The sequence below is a fragment of the Pseudarthrobacter sulfonivorans genome (assembly GCF_024391045.1).
Lineage (GTDB): Bacteria > Actinomycetota > Actinomycetes > Actinomycetales > Micrococcaceae > Arthrobacter > Arthrobacter sulfonivorans_B.
The window spans coordinates 59424-75295 of the sequence record NZ_JANFCZ010000012.1 but is presented as its reverse complement, the minus strand read 5'-3'; the positions used below and the strand labels follow the sequence as shown (position 1 = coordinate 75295).

Here is a 15872-nt window from a genome sequence, read left to right as displayed (position 1 = left end):
TACGGTGCGATGGTGCGCGACATGACCGGACACCCCTGGAAGACTTTCCTTATGGAGGCCATTCAGGGTTCGGCGGCAGGGCAGGCGACTGGGCAGGCGGGAAACCGCGCATCCGGCCTTGCGGATGCCCTGAGTATTCTGCACTCCGTCCGTCCCGCAGGTGACGGTCCGGCCCTCATCGCCCAACTGCGGGAACTTGAGGATGTGAAGTCGGCCGCCGCTGCCGCGCAGGCGCGGATATCGGTGACGTTCGACGCCGTCGAGAGACGTGCGCAGGCAACGGCGGGAGTTCCGGCGGAACAACAGGGAGCCGGTGTCGGCGCACAGATCGCGCTGGCACGGCGGGAATCCCCCGCCCGCGGCGGCAGGCTATTGGGCCTGGCAAAGGCCCTTGCCACCGAGATGCCCCACACGCTGGCTGCCCTGCAGACGGGGCAGCTGAACGAGTGGCGTGCCACCTTGCTAGTGCGGGAAACAGCGTGCCTGAGCGCGGAAGACCGGTGCGCCGTGGATGAGGAGATCGCCGCGGATTCCGGTTCGCTGGCCGGCGCCGGCGACCGGGCCATTGTTGGCGCCGTCCGCGCAGCAGCCTACCGGCGGGACCCCCGATCTGTTGCGAAGCGAGCCAGCCATGCTGTCACCGAACGGGGCGTCAGCCTGCGCCCGGCGCCGGACACCATGACTTACCTGACCGCGCTGCTGCCAGTGGCGCAGGGCGTGGCCGTCCATGCGGCGCTCACCCGCAACGCCGCTGCCCTGCGTTCGTCAGGTGACGAACGGTCCAACGGCCAGATCATGGCTGATGACCTGGTGGAACGCATCACAGGTACCCGGGGCGGGCCTACCGGCATCGAAATCCAGCTCATCATGACCGACCGGACGCTGTTTCAGGGGGACAGCGAACCGGCCCGGCTGCAGGGTTACGGCATCGTTCCCGGCCACTGGGCCAGGCAGGCCCTGCTTACGGACGATCCCGCGTTCAACGTCTGGCTCCGCCGGCTCTACACCGCCCCTGGCAGCGGTGATTTGGTGTCCATGGATTCGAAGGCGCGGCTATTCCCGGAACGGCTCCGCGGCTTCCTGCAGGCCCGCGACGATACTTGCCGCACCCCATATTGTGATGCGCCGATCCGGCATCACGACCACATCATCCCGTGGCGCAGCGACGGCCCAACAAGCACGGACAACGGCCAGGGGCTTTGCGAAGCGTGCAACCACACCAAAGAATCACCGGGCTGGGCCGCCCAGCCGGTCCCCGGCCCGCGCCATACGGTCGAAGTGACCACCCCAACCGGCCATACGTACCGCTCAACGGCACCCCCGATGCCCGGGACTCCCCTCACCCGTGGGCCCCGGAAGAGAGCCTTTAGCCGCGCCTCTTCAAAGCATGCGTCCGCGCCCTGAAACCGGGCAGGCGGAGCCCGGGCCGGACAAGACCCCTGGGCACCCAAACGCGCAAAAGCGTAGAGTGGCATAAGACGCCTGATTCTGGACGCCTTGCTGCTGAGGGAGAGATCGTGACGATTGACTGGGACGAAAAAAAGGCCCTGCTACAGGAACCAAACATCGCGGCGGTAACGCAGCTTTGCGACGAACTGATGGAAAAGAAGCCCGGGTCCGTTGTTCCGTACATCGACCCCGTGCACGACGAGGACGAATGCCGCATCGTCAGCCTCCACGTCAGCCCGGGCAAGGGCACTGAATCCGGGTTCGTCTCCCACTTCAATGACGACGAGGCTGCGCGTCGGGCCACGCAAATCTACGAACTCGCGGAACTCGATCCCCGCTACGTGATGCCGTGGAACGCCTACCCGTGGGTCCGCGACCCCGAGCTGCCCTCGGCGCTGAACGTCCAGGAAAAGACCGACGGCCTGCGGCCCTTCCGCCAGTTCCTGAAAATCAACCGGCGGGTCTCGGCAGTTATCGCCCACGGCACGGATGCCTCCACGTTCCTCACCCTGTTCGAGAAGACCTACCATTCCTCCCTGAAGAACAGCGGCATCAAGATCTATAAGGCCAGCGCGCTCGGCGGGCGGGCCTTTGCTGTTTCCGAGGCCAAGCAGGAAGACCTCCTGGCCAAGAGCGTGGAAGTCTACAAGGACGCCATGCAGCGGGCAGGCATCCAGCACCTCTAGGCCCCTTCCTCCGCGGGGTGCAACAGGGGAAACGCCCGACGGCGGCACCCACCGTGGGTGCCTCAGCCCTCCAGCAACCGCCTGCGGTGCTTGAGTTCCTTGACCCATGCCCTGGTGACCATGTCAGGAAACGGCGAGCCGCCGTCGTCGTTCCTTACCGGACCTGGGACGCCGGCGAAAGCCGACCCCGACTCCAGGTCCGCGATCAGCGGACCGGATGCTTTGAGGGCAAGCTCGACCACTTGGTTTGCCGTCCGGTCGGTGAGTCCCAGGTCCTTGGCCCAGCCCAGGAAATGCCGGCGCGAAATCCCGCTGCGCTTCCCGCTCAGGGTCAGCGCCATGGTTTTGTCGCCGTAAACCACGGTGGAGGGGATGTCGTAGACGGGCGCGATGGTCCACTCCCCGTGCGGCTGCTGGACCATGGACACGTTCTTGGCATGCAGGTCCCCATTGCCGCTCAGCCATGCGAAAGCCCCTTGAATGGCAAGGTTTCGCAAGGCGGGCAGGGGCGCGGCGCAGTGGTCGGCCAGGGCGTGGCACACCGTCCCGTAGCCCACGTTGTACTTGTCGGCCGGGTACAGTTTCAGCACCTGGGCGCCGTCTTCCACGGGCAGCCGCTGGACCTCGTTGGCCCCGCCGCCGGGAACCGGGATGCGGTCGAATCGTTCCACGAGCAGGCCCGGCCTGCCGGCAACATCCTGGATCAGCCGCACGGTGCTCACGGGAATCCGCAGCCGCGCCGCGTAGCGGAACATAACCAGCTCGTTCTCCACTACGTGCGGGAACTCGGGGGCGTTGAGTTTGAGGATGAACCGCCTGCCGGCGCTGGCAACGGGCAGCGAGATCATCCCGGCGGACAATTTGTCCTGCACACCGGCGAGGGCCACGGGGTCGATCAGGTCCGGGTCGCCCAGCAGTTGGTCGAAGTCCACGGGCAGCCTGGGGTCCAGTTCCACGGCGTGTTCATCCGGGTCCAGCGGCTCGCCGTGGCCCACGATCTGGACGTCCCCCACGGGGTTCGCCCCGGCGGCGATGAGCAGGGACAGGTCGTCGTCGGCGCTGGTCTTGATGGAACGGCGCAGCGCGTTGAGCCGGCGCCCCTCCGGCAGGAGCCCGGTGAAGTACGGCGGCGCCGCCCCCGCTGCCGAGATCACCGGTTCGGTGGTGAGGGGCAGGGAACTGGCGACGGCGGGTCCCCCGCTTTGGAGGTAGGCCGGGAGGTAGTTGAACCGGGTGCCACCGTCATGCCGCTCCAGTTTGGCTGCCAGGACACCGGCCTTGTAGATGTCCGCGATGCGGTGCTTCATGGCTGCGCTTCTCCGACCGAGCCGGGGGCAATTGCCGGGTCTGTGAGCGCACGGTCGGCCTGGCTGGTTCGGGTGGCGAGCCGCAGTTCGAGGCCCAAGGTGTCCAGGACCGCGGTCAGCGAATCCAACTGGACACTGGGCTTGCCCTGCTCCACGAACCGGAGGAACCGTTCCGAGACCCCGGCCATGTCCGCGAGGTCGCGTTGGGTGAGCCCCAGTTGGCCACGCCGGGAGCGCACCTCCCTGGCCAGCAGATCGGTCAAGGGTTCCACTGACACCTCCGATAGGTACGATCGTGCCGTTCTTGGATTCCTGGTAAGCCTACGCCGAGTCTTACGCTGCGGAAAGCCCTAGACCGGCACGAACGTGCTGCTTTCGTCAGCGCTGATCCTCGGTGTCCGGAAACGTCAGGTCACGTGGTGCCCCTCGGCGGATCGCTTGCCGCACTGAGGTGCACTAAACCGTCCCTCAAATGTTGAAAGCTACCGCTGAATGATCTTTAGCGCAGGGCCTAGTATTGCCCCATGAGCGGCTTCATCGACGGCATCCTGAACGTCAGCCCGCTCGTGGCCTACCTCGCCGTCTTCTGCCTGGTGTTCGCCGAAGATGCACTGTTCGTCGGCTTTGTAATTCCGGGTGAAACGGCTGCTGTGCTGGGCGGTGTGGTGGCCAGCCGCGGCGAGGTTCAGTTGCCGCTGATGATGGTCATCGTCGTGGTGGCCGCCATCCTAGGTGACACCGTGGGCTATGAGGTCGGGAAGCATCTGGGCCCGCGTTTAGTGAAGTCCGGATGGATGAAACGTCACAGGAAAAGGGTGAACAAGGCCCAGGTCTTCCTGCGCCGCAGAGGTGGCTGGGCGGTCTTCCTGGGACGGTTCGTGGCCTTCTTCCGTGCAACGATGCCCGCTTTGGCCGGGACGTCGCGGATGCCCTACGGCCGGTTCCTGCTCTTCAACGCGGCCGGCGGCCTCACGTGGGGCGTCGGCTTCGTCCTACTGGGCTTCCTTGCCGGCAACTCCTACGAGACCGTGGCCAAGGCAGCCGGCCAGGACATCGCCGTCGTCATTGCAGTTGTGGCCGTGGCCGCATTGGTGGCGTGGCGCGTGCGGGCCTGGCGGAAGGAACGGGCGTAGGTACGATCGTGCCGTTCCGGCCTGCCTGAAGCAGGGGCCGCAAAAGAACCCCGCCTAGCAGGGGCCAAGCGGCACGAACGTACCGGTCAGTTGTACAGCACGAGAGGACGGCACCGCAGTGCTCATGAGGCAGCGAGGCCCCTCAGTGATGCTTCAAGAGCGAACAGGAATTCGCCGGATACGGAGTCTCGCTCCCGCTGCAGTTCGGCAATCAGCCGGGGGTACGCGCCAGCGCCGAGGGCCGGGAGCAGGGAAAAAAAGGGGGCATTGACCTCCGGGCCCTCCGGCAGGCTGCGGATCATGGCCGCGTAAGTCCGCACAGTTCCCTGCAACATCAGCGCTGCACTCAGCCGCTCGCTTTCCGTCAAGGGAGAGTCGGCAAGGCTCTCCAGCAGCGATTCGATCCACGCAAAGCTGTTGGGCGTGCGGGGCATGCTGGTGATGACAACGTCGCTCAGCCATGGATGGAGCGCATAGACATCCATCAGGGCGAGTGCCCAGGCCCTGGCATTCTCACTCCACCCACTGGCCGGCGCGCTGGCGGGCGGGCGCCCGACTGCGGCGTCGACCATCAGCTCAATGAGAGCCTCCTTTGAATCCACGTAACGGTAAAGTGCCGTCGTCGCGAGACCCAGGGGTTTGGCCAGGGCCGCCATCGAGAGCCGCTCCAGACCCTCATCGTCGGCGAGCTGAATTGCCGTGGCGAGAATGCGTTCGGTGCTCTGCTTCGGTTTGGGCCCGCGGTTCGTCGTCCCGCCCAGCCCCCAGGCGAGCCGGACCACTTGGGGCAACCCCGCGATTTTGAGCAATTCGGACTCGGACATCTGCTCCTGTTGACTGCGCACAACATTCACAGTAGCGTCTAAGTATTGCGTATGCCATACACAGTAAATAGATCGCAATTATTCTCGAACCGGAGACCCCCGATGAAGAAGCAATCCCTAGCCATGGCGGCGCTGCTCACCGCATCATTCATGGACCTCATGGACACGATGATCACAAACGTTGCCTTGCCCTCAATTCAGGGCGATCTCGGTGCCAGCCCGGTCGAACTTGAGTGGACGATTGCCGGCTACATGATCGCCTTCGCATCGACCCTCCTCCTGGGCGGCCGTCTCGGGGACAGGTTCGAGCGGCGGACGGTCTTCGCCCTCAGTCTGTTCGGCTTCCTGGCCGCATCGCTCGGGGCAACCCTCGCCTGGAACGGGGCGTCCCTGGTGGGATTCCGGATAGCCCAAGGCGCCCTGGCCGGCCTGATGATCCCCCAGGTCCTCGCTTACGTTCAGGTGCTCTATCCGCCGGAGAAACGCGCGCCCCTGTACGCGGCAATCGGCTCGATGAGCGTGCTCGGCACTGTTGCCGGCCAGCTCCTGGGCGGCTGGCTTGTCACCTCCGACGCGTTCGGCATGGGCTGGCGGAGTATTTTCGTGATCAACGTCCCCGTCGGGCTTATCGCGCTGGTTGTCGCGTTAGCCTGCCTCCCGAAAGCTGTCGCGACCGAGGCGAACCGTCTGGATGTCAGCGGCGCCGTGCTCTCCGGCGGTGCCATCTTCCTGGTCGTCTTCGCACTGACCACGGGCCACCTGAACCGGTGGCAATGGTGGATTTGGGCACTCATCGCAGTAGCGGTGGTGATGCTTGCCGCCTTCACCCGGGTCGAACGGCGGCTGACGGCAGCGGGCAAGGCGCCGCTGATATCCGCCGAACTGTTCAAGGTGAGGCCGTTCTCAGGCTCGGCCCTCGTGCAGCTGCTCTTCGCCTTCGGCTCGGGCAGCTACGCGATGGTGCTCGGCTTCTACCTCCAGCAGATCATCAAACTCAGCCCCCTGGAGTTCGGCCTGATCCTGCTGCCGATCAGCCTGGGCGCCATGGCCGGATCAGCCGTCGCCGTGCCGTTGAGCAAGCGCCATGGAGTCAGCCTGGTCCTCGTCGGCGGTCTTGTGCAGTCAGCCGCATTCCTGTGGGTGCGCCTTGTGCTCGAAGCCGGTATGCCGTTCAACGCATGGGTACTCGTGCTGCCGATGGCCGCAGCCGGAGTCGGCCTCATCTTTGTGGCGATGCCCCTTGTGGACATCGCGTTGCGGGAGGTGGCACCTGACCTTGCCGGCACGGCGTCGGGGGTACTGAATACAGTTCAACAAACGGGCTCCGCACTCGGAATAGCAGCGGCAGGCGGACTCTACTTCGCGATTGAGGAGTCTTCCGGGGCACTGATCGCCGTGCTCGCAGCACTTTGGGTGCCTGTGGTTTGCTTTGCCCTCACCACCGTTGCCGCGCTCTTCGCGTTCGGGCAAGCCGGCGGCCGCAGGCCACAGCAGGGCGAAGACATGCCGGGGACCGTGGGGGATGCGTTCCCCGGCGAGCGTGGCCACGACGAAATCACCCATCACAAGGTCATGCGCGAACTCCGTTGAAGGCCGACGATTCAGCGGAACCTGCCGGGGAAGGCATTGATGATGACGTCGCTGAGGTCGTCCGCCATCATCAGCATGTGCTGTTCCGCGAGGTCATAGGTGGCGATGCCTTCGGCATACCGTCCGTTCAGCTCAGCGCTCCCGTAGGAGATGGTCTGGTCGATGTGTTCCTTCATCATGGAGCGCATCTCGTCCTGCTTCCAGCTTTGCGGGTTGGCGGCGGCCAGGAAGTCGGCGATTTCCCGGGCATTGGCGTAAACGGCAGTTTTGGCCGTTTCCAGGCCTGCGGCGTCCTGGGCCTTGGCCGCCTGGAACAGGCCGACGAATTCGGTGATGTGTGTTTGCAGCAGGGTGGTCAACCGGGCGCCGGCAGCATCACCATAGAAGGGCTTGATGGCATCGCCGATGTCCGCCTGATCCTGCAGCAGCCGCCCTGCAGTGGTGTCGAAGCCGGCCGATCCGGAGGCAAAATCAACGATCGCAAGGCGGGTCCATTCCATGTGCTGTGCCCACAGTGTCCGCATTGACAGGCGCAACTCAAGCTGTGCGGCTGGAACGGAGCTGGAGCTGCCGGAACCATGGTTGTGGGCCATCGATACCGTTGCGGCTTCCTGGAACGTGGACTGGTCGGGCGCCGCCCCCACGGAATAGGCGGCGGTCAGGCCGCCGGAAACAGCCAGCAGGGCAAACACGACGGCGAGCTTGGGCCGCCTGTGGGATGTCATCGTTTCCACGGTTGAATCTCCTTTCACATGGGCGGGGCGCCCATGGCACATTAGTGTCTTTTCGCGCCGGGGTCTTACCCCCGCTCCGACGGAATCTTTTCCGCGCGGCTTTCCACCAAGCAGGTAAGTGCGGAGGCCCGCGTGACACTAACTGGGTATGAAGACTCAACGGGAAGTAGAAGCACAGACGGGGGCCGGATCGCCCCGAAACGAGTGGGACGCAATCGTTGCCTGGCGCGGGCGGCTGCTGATCGAGGCAGGGTTCCCTGCTACTCTGGCGTCACGCATGGCGGCCACCCGGGGAGTGGACATCCACGAGCTGCTCAAGCTGGTGGACAAGGGTTGCACGCCGGAATTGGCGGTCCGCATCGCCGGGCCCGCGGGTGAATTCAGCGGACGGGAGTAGTCGCATGACCACGTTGGACGGCCCGGAGCTGACGGATACGCAGCAGGTGCGGCCCAGACCCCCCGACCCTGGCTGGGTGACGCTCCTCAGCACACCCGGCCCCGGGCACGATGCGGCACTCCTGCAGCTCCACCAGCTGCTGGTTAAGGCGGCCCGGCACCAGGTGTCGCAGATGTACTACGGACTGCCGGCCATCGGCGCCGTCCGCCTCGACGAGCTGGTGAACCAGGCGGCCGACGAAGCCATGGTGGACGTGCTCGGCAAACTGTCCAGCTTCGAAGGCCGCAGCCGGTTCACCACCTGGGCGTACAAGTTCGGCATCCTGCACGCCGCCGTCGAGGTGCGGCGGAACATGTGGCGCCACCGCGACGTCGGCCTCGACTCCATCCTGGAGCGGCAGGCCACCCAAAGCTCCCCCGAGCAACTGCTCGAAGGCACGGAACTTTCGGCCGCCGTCGGACAAGCAATCGACGAGGCCCTCACGCCCCACCAGCGCCGGGTGGTGCTCGCGCTGGTGGTGGATGAGGTGCCCATCGACGTGCTGGCCGACCGTTTAGGCACCACGCGCAACGCCCTCTACAAAGCTCTTCACGACGCCCGTGGCCGGCTCCGGGCGCACCTCACGCTCGCCGGCTACCTCCCCGCTGCACCAACCACACCGAGAGTGATCCCATGACTACGCCCCGCCGAAACCTGACCCCGGAAGCAGTGCGCCGGTTGACCCTGGCCGCCGAGCCGTGGCTTTCCTGCAACGACTGCTTTGACACCGTTGACACCTACGTGGAAATCATGCTGAGCGGCTCGCCGGACAGCATGCCGGCGCTCCGGGCGCACCTGTCGGGCTGCAGTGCCTGCTTCGAAGAGGCACGCTCGCTGCTGCTGCTCGCAGCCGCCGACGCTGGGGTGGACCCCGGCCCGGCGCTGCGGCGCCTGGAAAAATTCTAGGAAACTGCGGCAAGAACGACGGCGGCCTCTGGTTCCGTGCCGACGCACCGGTTCGCGGATACTTCGGGAGCCGACGGCCGGCGGTAGTTTGACATGCAGTGTGACCGCGGCCATATTTGTAAGCGTGAACCTGTCAGACAGCCGGACAGCAGGACAGCCTGCAGAGCACTTGAGTGAGCGGTCCCCCAGCCAGCCATCCAGCCCGACCCAGACGCCGGTTGAGGTGCCGGTTCAGGTGCCGACCCAGCCCCTGGCCCGGCTCAGCGCGGCCGAAGCAGTATTCAACGCCATCCGCGCGGACATCGAGTCCGGCACGGTGGCCGTGGGCGGGAAGCTCAGTTCCGAGGCTTCCCTGTCGCAGCAGTACGGGGTCAGCCGCTCGGTCATCCGCGAAGCGCTCCGTTCCTGCACAGCACTGGGCCTGACGGTGACCAAGACCGGCAAGGGCACCTTCGTGGTGGCCAACAAGGTGGCAAACGACCTCACGCTGGGGCACTACTCCGCCGGGGACCTCACCGAGGCCCGGCCCCATATCGAGGTTCCCGCCGCCGGGCTGGCTGCCGTGCGGCGGACCGAGGACGAACTCGGGACGATGCGGCACATTGTCGCGGCCATGATCACCGAAACTGACCCCGAGTCCTGGGTGGCCCTGGACTCCAGCTTCCATGCCGCCATCGCGCGGGCCAGCGGAAACAAGGTGTTTGCCAGCGTGGTGGCTGACATCCGGGGAGCCCTGGCCTTCCAGTCCGAAACCCTGAACATGGTGGCCGCCCGCCAGCACGCCTCGGACAGCGAACACCAGCGGATCCTCGCCGCCATCGAGGCCGGCAAGGCGGACGAAGCCAGCCACGCGATGGCCGAACACCTGCGTGCCGTGGGCGTCGCCCTCGATTCCATCCTCAATCACTAACGCCCCAGCTCACTAACGCCTCAGCAAGTATCCCGTCACCAGTAACCCGAGGACTCCATGCCCGCCCCTGCACTTCATGCTGCCCAGACTGCTTCTCCCTGCACTCCCGGGAGCCTTCCGCGGCACGCACCCCTGGTTGTCGCTACCCGCGACGGCCTCGTGGAAAGCATCCACTACGGCTCGGCCATCGCCACGGCCCCCGACGGCACCATCCTCGCCGCAGCAGGGGACCCGTTGGCTCCGTTCTACCCGCGCTCGGCACTGAAGCCGCTGCAGGCTGTGGCCATGGTCCGGGGCGGATTGAAACTGCCGGCGGATCTCCTGGCCCTGGCCGCCGCGAGCCACTCCGGCGGCTCCAGGCACCGCGGCGGCACCCAGCGCATCCTCGCCATGCACGGCCTCGCGGCCAGCGATCTGGAGAACAGCACCGACCTCCCCTACGGCACCGCCGAGCGCGAGAACTGGCTGCGCGCCGGCCTCCACCCCACGCAGGTGACCCAGAATTGCTCCGGCAAGCACGCCGCCATGGCCGCAACGTGCGTCATCAACGGCTGGCCGGTCAAAGGCTACGCGGACCCGTCACACCCGCTGCAGCAACTGGTTGCGTCCACAGTCGCTGAACTTGCCGGCGAGGAACCGTCCGCCCGCAGCACCGATGGCTGCGGCACCCCGCTGTTCGCCCTCACCCTGCGCGGCATGGCCCGCGCCTTCGGCACCATCGCGGCGGCTGCCGCAGCCACAGCTGATGTCACAGCAAGCACCTCCGACGAGGGCGGAACATCCCCGCTGCTGGCGGAAGCCGCCGTTGGACTCGCCATGCGGCAACACCCTGCGATGGTGGCCGGCGAGCGCCGGGACGTCACCGAACTGATGCGGCTGCTCCCGGGCGCCGTGGCGAAGGACGGCTTCGAGGGTGTGCAGCTGGTGGGCCTGCCGGACGCCCGCGCTGTGGCTGTGAAGATTTCCGACGGCGGCGACCGCGCCCGGATGCCCGCGACCGTCCATGTACTCGAGTCCCTCGGCGTCGACACCGCACCGCTGGCCGGCATCGGGACCACCCCGGTCCTGGGCGGCGGACACCCGGTCGGCCTGCTCCAGCCCGCAGATTTCTTGGCTCCATCAACCCTGTCCAAACCCGTCAACGAAGCCCCGTGAGGACCCCCATGACAACCCTGACCACCACCGAAACCGCCCCGGACACACGCTCCGAGCACGATCTCCTCGGCGACCGCGACATTCCCGCCGGGGCCTACTGGGGCGTCCACACGCTGCGGGCCGTGGAGAATTTCCCCATTACCGGGCAGCCGCTGTCCTCCAACCTGCATCTGGTCCGCGGCCTGGCCGCCGTGAAGCTTGCCGCCGCCCGGACCAACCACGAACTCGGCCTCCTGGACACCGAACGGGCCACCGCCATCGAACAGGCCTGCACGGATGTGATGGACGGCAAACTCAGCGACCAGTTCGTGGTGGACGTGATTCAGGGCGGCGCCGGAACGTCGTCGAACATGAACGCCAACGAGGTCATCGCCAACCGCGCCCTCGAAATCCTCGGCCACCCCAAAGGCGACTACGCCCGCCTGCACCCCAACGACCATGTGAACCTCAGCCAGTCCACCAACGACGTCTACCCCACCGCCGTGAAACTGGGCACCATCCTCGCCGCCCGCGAGCTCCTGGCCGCCCTGGCAGAACTCGAGGAAGCCTTCGCCGGGAAGTCGCTGGAATTCCGCACCGTGGTGAAGATGGGCCGCACCCAGCTGCAGGATGCCGTCCCCATGACCCTCGGCCAGGAATTCGGGAGCTACGCCGTGACCATCGGCGAGGACCGGCTGCGGCTGGCCGAAGCGGAACTGCTTATCCACGAAATCAACCTCGGCGCCACCGCCATCGGCACCGGCCTGAACGCCCACGCCGGCTACGCGGAAGCAGCCTGCCGGCACCTGGCCGAGATCACCGGCCTGCCCCTGGTCACCGCCGTCGACCTCATCGAGGCCACCCAGGACGTGGGCGCGTTCGTTCACCTGTCCGGCGTGCTGAAGCGCGTGGCCGTGAAACTCTCCAAGATCTGCAACGACCTGCGGCTGCTTTCCTCCGGGCCGCGCGCGGGTTTCGGCGAGATCAACCTGCCCGCCGTGCAGTCCGGCTCCTCCATCATGCCCGGCAAGATCAACCCGGTCATCCCGGAAGTGGTCAGCCAGGTGGCTTACGAAGTCGTTGGCAACGACGTCACCATCACCATGGCCGCCGAAGCCGGGCAGCTCCAGCTCAACGCCTTCGAACCCATCATCGTCCACAGCCTCCACAAGAGCATCTCGCACCTCGAGGCAGCCTGCCGCACCCTCACGGCCCGCTGCGTTCGCGGCATCACTGCCAACACCGAGCACCTCAGGCATACAGTTGAACAATCCATCGGCCTTGTTACGGCACTGAACCCGCACCTCGGTTACGCCACCGCCACCGCCATCGCCCAGGAAGCCCTGGCCACCGGTAAAGGCGTTGCCGAACTGGTCCTCGAACACGGACTCCTCACCTCCGCGCAGCTCCAGGAACTCCTGAGCCCGGAACGCCTCGCCAACCTCAGCAAGTAGCCCCAGGGACACTCCCCCATGTCGAATCCCCCCACCCCGATTCCTGACCACATCATCGACGGCGGCCACGCCCACGCCTCCGAAACAGCCCTCCACGCGGAGGACAAGGGCTACCACAAGAACCTCAAACCGCGGCAGATCCAGATGATCGCCATCGGCGGCGCCATCGGCACAGGCCTGTTCCTCGGAGCCGGGGGCCGCCTCAACGCCGCCGGACCGTCGCTGGTCATCGCCTACGCCGTCTGCGGTTTCTTCGCCTTCCTCATCCTGCGGGCACTAGGCGAACTGGTGCTGCACCGGCCCTCCTCCGGTTCGTTCGTCTCCTACGCCCGCGAATTCTTTGGCGAGAAGGCCGCGTTCGTTTCCGGCTGGTTCTACTGGATCAACTGGGCCACCACCACCATCGTGGACATCACCGCCGCCGCGCTGTACATGCACTTCTTCGGCAACTACATCCCCTGGATGGCGGCCGTTCCCCAGTGGGCCTGGGCCCTGACCGCCCTGGTGGTGGTTCTCGCCCTGAACCTCGTCTCCGTGAAGGTCTTCGGTGAACTCGAATTCTGGTTCGCGCTCATCAAAGTTGCCGCGTTGGTCATCTTCCTCGTGGTGGGCACCTACTTCGTCATCTTCGGCACGCCCGTGGACGGCCAGCAAGTGGGCCTCAGCCTGCTGACGGACAACGGCGGAATCTTCCCGAACGGCCTGCTCCCCATGATCATCCTGATGCAGGGCGTCCTGTTCGCCTACGCCTCGATCGAGCTCGTGGGCACCGCAGCCGGTGAGACCGAGAACCCGGAAAAGATCATGCCCAAAGCCATCAACTCCGTGGTGTTCCGCATCGCAGTCTTCTACGTGGGCTCCGTCATCCTCCTCGCCCTGCTGCTGCCGTACACGTCCTATGAAAAGGGTGTCAGTCCGTTCGTCACGTTCTTCGGGTCCATCGGCATCCAGGGCGTGGACGTCATCATGAACCTGGTGGTCCTCACGGCCGCGCTGTCCTCACTGAACGCCGGGCTATATTCCACTGGGCGCATACTTCGTTCCATGTCCGTCAACGGCTCCGCGCCCAAGTTCGCCTCCCGGATGAATAAGGCAGGCGTCCCCTACGGCGGCATCGCCATCACGGCCGTGGTGTCCCTGCTGGGCGTGCCGCTGAACTACCTGGTGCCAGCGCAGGCCTTCGAGATTGTGCTCAACGTGGCATCCGTGGGCATCGTCATGACCTGGGCCACCATTGTCCTCTGCCAGATCCAGCTCAAACGCTGGGCGGACAAGGGCTGGGTGGAACGGCCGTCCTTCCGGATGTTCGGGGCCCCTTTCACGGGATACCTCTCGCTGCTGTTCCTGGTGGGCGTGCTGGTGATGGTCTTCATCGAATCCCCGCTCACCATGCTGGTCACGGCCATCGCCTCGGTGCTGATGGTGTTCGGCTGGTACGCCTGCCGGCACCGGATCCGGGAGATCGCCCAGGCGCGCGAGGGCTTCACGGGGACGTCTCCCGTGATCGCCAATCCGCCCGCGGACACGTTCAAAAATTAGGCCCCCGTACGGCGGCGGCACCCGGGTTCTGTGACTACGGAACCCGGGTGCCGCCGTCGTACGCAAGAGGCATTGACCGCTCCCGGCAGCGGGCGTACGTTACGAGAACCGGGCCCATCGCAGCGTCCGGATCCTGGCTGGATTCCGCAGCCGCGCAACAACGAAGCACGCCACAGCAGAGCGTGCGGCCAGGCCGCACCGACCTGCAGCGGTGCACCGGTCTCACGACTTTCACATCGGGTACGGCCAGCTGGCGGGGCGTTGTGCCTGAACACCTGAGCAATCCTCGCAGCTTCGGAGTTCACCATGAACAGCAGTTCCCTGCAGTCATTACAGGAAAACGTCCGCGGTACCCTGATCACCCCTGATCACCCGGATTACGACGCCGCACGCGCCGTATATAACGGCATGATCGACAAACGCCCCGCTGCCATCCTGCAAGTTTCACAAGTCGCCGACGTCATGGCCGGCGTGAACTTTGCCAGGGACACAGGAATGGACGTGGCCCTCCGCGGCGGCGGCCACAGCGCACCCGGTTTCGGCACCTGCGACGGCGGCCTGGTCATCGACTTCGTCAACCGCCGGGGAGTACGCTTTGACCCGGCTACGGCCACTGCCCGCGCCGAGGCCGGCGCCACCTGGGCGGACTTCAACCACGCGACCCATGCCTTCGGCCTCGGCACACCGGGCGGAATCATCGGCTCCACGGGAGTGACCGGCCTAACCCTGGGCGGCGGCATTGGCTATCTGTCGCGGAAATACGGACTGTCCTGCGACAACCTGAAATCCGCAGATGTAGTCACAGCCGACGGCAATTTCCGGGTGGCCAGCGCCACCGAAAACGACGACCTCTTCTGGGCCCTCCGCGGCGGAACCGGAAACTTTGGTGTGGTGACCTCGCTCGAGTTCAACCTGCACCCGGTGGACATGGTCTACGGCGGAGTGGTCATCTACCTGCTCGAACACGCCGAAGCCGTAGGCCAGTTGTACCGCGAGACCTTAGCCACGGCACCGGAGGACCTTGGCGTCTTTATGGGATTCCATCAGGGTCCCGAGGTTCCCTTCCTCGCGGAGGAATACCGCGGACGCCCCGTGGTGGTCATGGTGGGCGGCTGGACAGGCCCGCAGGAGGAAGGGCCCAGGCAGTGGCAGCCATTCCTTGATGTCGCACCGGTTGCCGGCTCCTTCGTGGGACCACTCCCCTACCCGGTCCTCAACACCTTGTTTGACGAGTCGCTGCCCAAAGGACTCCAGGCCTATTGGAAGGCAGAATTCCTCCCCACATTCAGCGATGAGGTCATCAAAGTAGCCAAACACTTCGGTGAAGGGGTGCCCAGCCTGCAAACGGCCAACCACTTCTACCCCATCAACGGGGCCGTCCAACGGATTGCAAAGGACGCCACAGCCTTCCCTTACCGTGATGCCGATATTGCTGCCGTGATCGCCGGGATGTGGGAAGGCCCCGTCGACAACGACGCGAACATCCGCTGGGTGCGCGAGTATGCCACCGAGCTGCACGAGCACAGCGCCGGCGGGGCGTACATCAACTTCATGGACGCAGATGACCAGTCCAGAATCCGGGACAACTACGCCGACAACTACGACCGCTTGGGCGCTGTCAAGGCAAAGTACGATCCTGACAACCTCTTCCACATCAACCAGAACATCAAACCCGCCGCCTGACCGTCCGCAGCCGTAACGCAACCCTCCCGCTACCCTTCGTCGCGGGCAGATCGCTTATGCTCAGCAGAGTGCCTCGCGGCGCTGCCC

16 protein-coding genes are annotated in these 15872 nt (G+C 65.6%); 12 read left to right on the top strand and 4 right to left on the bottom strand.

The window, feature by feature from the left end; translation table 11 throughout:
• The first annotated feature begins 51 nt into the window (after window positions 1-51).
• Both NQJ30_RS10040 and NQJ30_RS10035 read left to right on the top strand, forming a co-directional pair.
• On the top strand, window positions 52-1404 hold the full coding sequence (locus NQJ30_RS10040; protein ID WP_255769777.1) for an HNH endonuclease: 1353 nt from the start codon (window positions 52-54) through the stop codon (window positions 1402-1404).
• A gap of 113 nt (window positions 1405-1517) precedes the next feature.
• Window positions 1518-2135: a uracil-DNA glycosylase gene (locus tag NQJ30_RS10035; protein ID WP_164204097.1), complete on the top strand. Its 618-nt coding sequence runs from the start codon at window positions 1518-1520 to the stop codon at window positions 2133-2135.
• Between the two features lie 62 nt (window positions 2136-2197).
• Here NQJ30_RS10035 and NQJ30_RS10030 read toward each other — a convergent pair whose 3' ends face one another.
• Both NQJ30_RS10030 and NQJ30_RS10025 read right to left on the bottom strand, forming a co-directional pair.
• Window positions 2198-3442, bottom strand: coding sequence for a type II toxin-antitoxin system HipA family toxin (locus tag NQJ30_RS10030; protein WP_255769776.1), 1245 nt, complete (start codon window positions 3440-3442; stop codon window positions 2198-2200).
• Window positions 3439-3714 (bottom strand): helix-turn-helix transcriptional regulator, encoded by a 276-nt coding sequence (locus NQJ30_RS10025; RefSeq protein ID WP_255769775.1) that lies wholly within the window; start codon window positions 3712-3714, stop codon window positions 3439-3441. Before NQJ30_RS10025 ends, NQJ30_RS10030 begins: the two co-directional genes overlap by 4 nt.
• Before the next feature lie 252 nt (window positions 3715-3966).
• On the opposite strand from NQJ30_RS10025, the gene NQJ30_RS10020 reads away from it, so the two are divergent.
• On the top strand, window positions 3967-4575 hold the full coding sequence (locus tag NQJ30_RS10020; RefSeq protein WP_255769774.1) for a DedA family protein: 609 nt from the start codon (window positions 3967-3969) through the stop codon (window positions 4573-4575).
• Window positions 4576-4697: 122 nt separating this feature from the next.
• Here NQJ30_RS10020 and NQJ30_RS10015 read toward each other — a convergent pair whose 3' ends face one another.
• Entirely contained in the window at window positions 4698-5420 is a 723-nt protein-coding gene (locus NQJ30_RS10015; protein ID WP_255769773.1) for a TetR/AcrR family transcriptional regulator, read from the bottom strand.
• Between the two features lie 81 nt (window positions 5421-5501).
• Here NQJ30_RS10015 and NQJ30_RS10010 point away from each other — a divergent pair, with 81 nt between their 5' ends.
• Window positions 5502-6989: an MFS transporter gene (locus tag NQJ30_RS10010; protein WP_255769772.1), complete on the top strand. Its 1488-nt coding sequence runs from the start codon at window positions 5502-5504 to the stop codon at window positions 6987-6989.
• 11 nt (window positions 6990-7000) lie between these two features.
• Here the strand turns inward: NQJ30_RS10010 and NQJ30_RS10005 are convergent, their stop codons facing one another.
• Window positions 7001-7723, bottom strand: coding sequence for a hypothetical protein (locus tag NQJ30_RS10005; protein WP_255769771.1), 723 nt, complete (start codon window positions 7721-7723; stop codon window positions 7001-7003).
• Between the two features lie 148 nt (window positions 7724-7871).
• Here NQJ30_RS10005 and NQJ30_RS10000 point away from each other — a divergent pair, with 148 nt between their 5' ends.
• The 8 genes from NQJ30_RS10000 (at window position 7872) to NQJ30_RS09965 (ending at window position 15785) form a co-directional block, all read left to right on the top strand.
• The gene (locus NQJ30_RS10000) at window positions 7872-8120 is read left to right on the top strand and encodes a hypothetical protein (RefSeq protein ID WP_255769770.1); all 249 of its coding nucleotides are present in this window, start codon (window positions 7872-7874) and stop codon (window positions 8118-8120) included.
• A gap of 4 nt (window positions 8121-8124) precedes the next feature.
• Window positions 8125-8796, top strand: coding sequence for an RNA polymerase sigma factor (locus tag NQJ30_RS09995; protein WP_255769769.1), 672 nt, complete (start codon window positions 8125-8127; stop codon window positions 8794-8796).
• On the top strand, window positions 8793-9065 hold the full coding sequence (locus NQJ30_RS09990; protein WP_255769768.1) for a hypothetical protein: 273 nt from the start codon (window positions 8793-8795) through the stop codon (window positions 9063-9065). The genes NQJ30_RS09995 and NQJ30_RS09990 overlap by 4 nt, the downstream gene beginning before the upstream one ends.
• 124 nt (window positions 9066-9189) lie before the next feature.
• Window positions 9190-9975, top strand: a complete 786-nt coding sequence (locus tag NQJ30_RS09985; RefSeq protein WP_374113242.1) for a FadR/GntR family transcriptional regulator — start codon at window positions 9190-9192, stop codon at window positions 9973-9975.
• 57 nt (window positions 9976-10032) lie between these two features.
• Entirely contained in the window at window positions 10033-11130 is a 1098-nt protein-coding gene (locus NQJ30_RS09980) for an asparaginase (protein WP_255769766.1), read from the top strand.
• Window positions 11131-11138: 8 nt separating this feature from the next.
• The gene (locus tag NQJ30_RS09975) at window positions 11139-12563 is read left to right on the top strand and encodes an aspartate ammonia-lyase (RefSeq protein WP_374113241.1); all 1425 of its coding nucleotides are present in this window, start codon (window positions 11139-11141) and stop codon (window positions 12561-12563) included.
• Window positions 12564-12581: 18 nt separating this feature from the next.
• On the top strand, window positions 12582-14102 hold the full coding sequence (locus tag NQJ30_RS09970) for an amino acid permease (RefSeq protein ID WP_255769765.1): 1521 nt from the start codon (window positions 12582-12584) through the stop codon (window positions 14100-14102).
• Between the two features lie 306 nt (window positions 14103-14408).
• The gene (locus NQJ30_RS09965; RefSeq protein ID WP_255769764.1) at window positions 14409-15785 is read left to right on the top strand and encodes an FAD-binding oxidoreductase; all 1377 of its coding nucleotides are present in this window, start codon (window positions 14409-14411) and stop codon (window positions 15783-15785) included.
• The last annotated feature ends 87 nt before the right edge of the window (window positions 15786-15872 follow it).

Coding starts and splice junctions, on each gene's coding strand:
- NQJ30_RS10040 (WP_255769777.1), top strand. CDS start 52: ATGGAGGCCATTCAGGGTTCGGCGGCAGGGCAGGCGACTGGGCAGGCG.
- NQJ30_RS10030 (WP_255769776.1), bottom strand. CDS start 3,442: ATGAAGCACCGCATCGCGGACATCTACAAGGCCGGTGTCCTGGCAGCC.
- NQJ30_RS10020 (WP_255769774.1), top strand. CDS start 3,967: ATGAGCGGCTTCATCGACGGCATCCTGAACGTCAGCCCGCTCGTGGCC.
- NQJ30_RS10010 (WP_255769772.1), top strand. CDS start 5,502: ATGAAGAAGCAATCCCTAGCCATGGCGGCGCTGCTCACCGCATCATTC.
- NQJ30_RS10000 (WP_255769770.1), top strand. CDS start 7,872: ATGAAGACTCAACGGGAAGTAGAAGCACAGACGGGGGCCGGATCGCCC.
- NQJ30_RS09995 (WP_255769769.1), top strand. CDS start 8,125: ATGACCACGTTGGACGGCCCGGAGCTGACGGATACGCAGCAGGTGCGG.
- NQJ30_RS09990 (WP_255769768.1), top strand. CDS start 8,793: ATGACTACGCCCCGCCGAAACCTGACCCCGGAAGCAGTGCGCCGGTTG.
- NQJ30_RS09980 (WP_255769766.1), top strand. CDS start 10,033: ATGCCCGCCCCTGCACTTCATGCTGCCCAGACTGCTTCTCCCTGCACT.
- NQJ30_RS09975 (WP_374113241.1), top strand. CDS start 11,139: ATGACAACCCTGACCACCACCGAAACCGCCCCGGACACACGCTCCGAG.
- NQJ30_RS09970 (WP_255769765.1), top strand. CDS start 12,582: ATGTCGAATCCCCCCACCCCGATTCCTGACCACATCATCGACGGCGGC.
- NQJ30_RS09965 (WP_255769764.1), top strand. CDS start 14,409: ATGAACAGCAGTTCCCTGCAGTCATTACAGGAAAACGTCCGCGGTACC.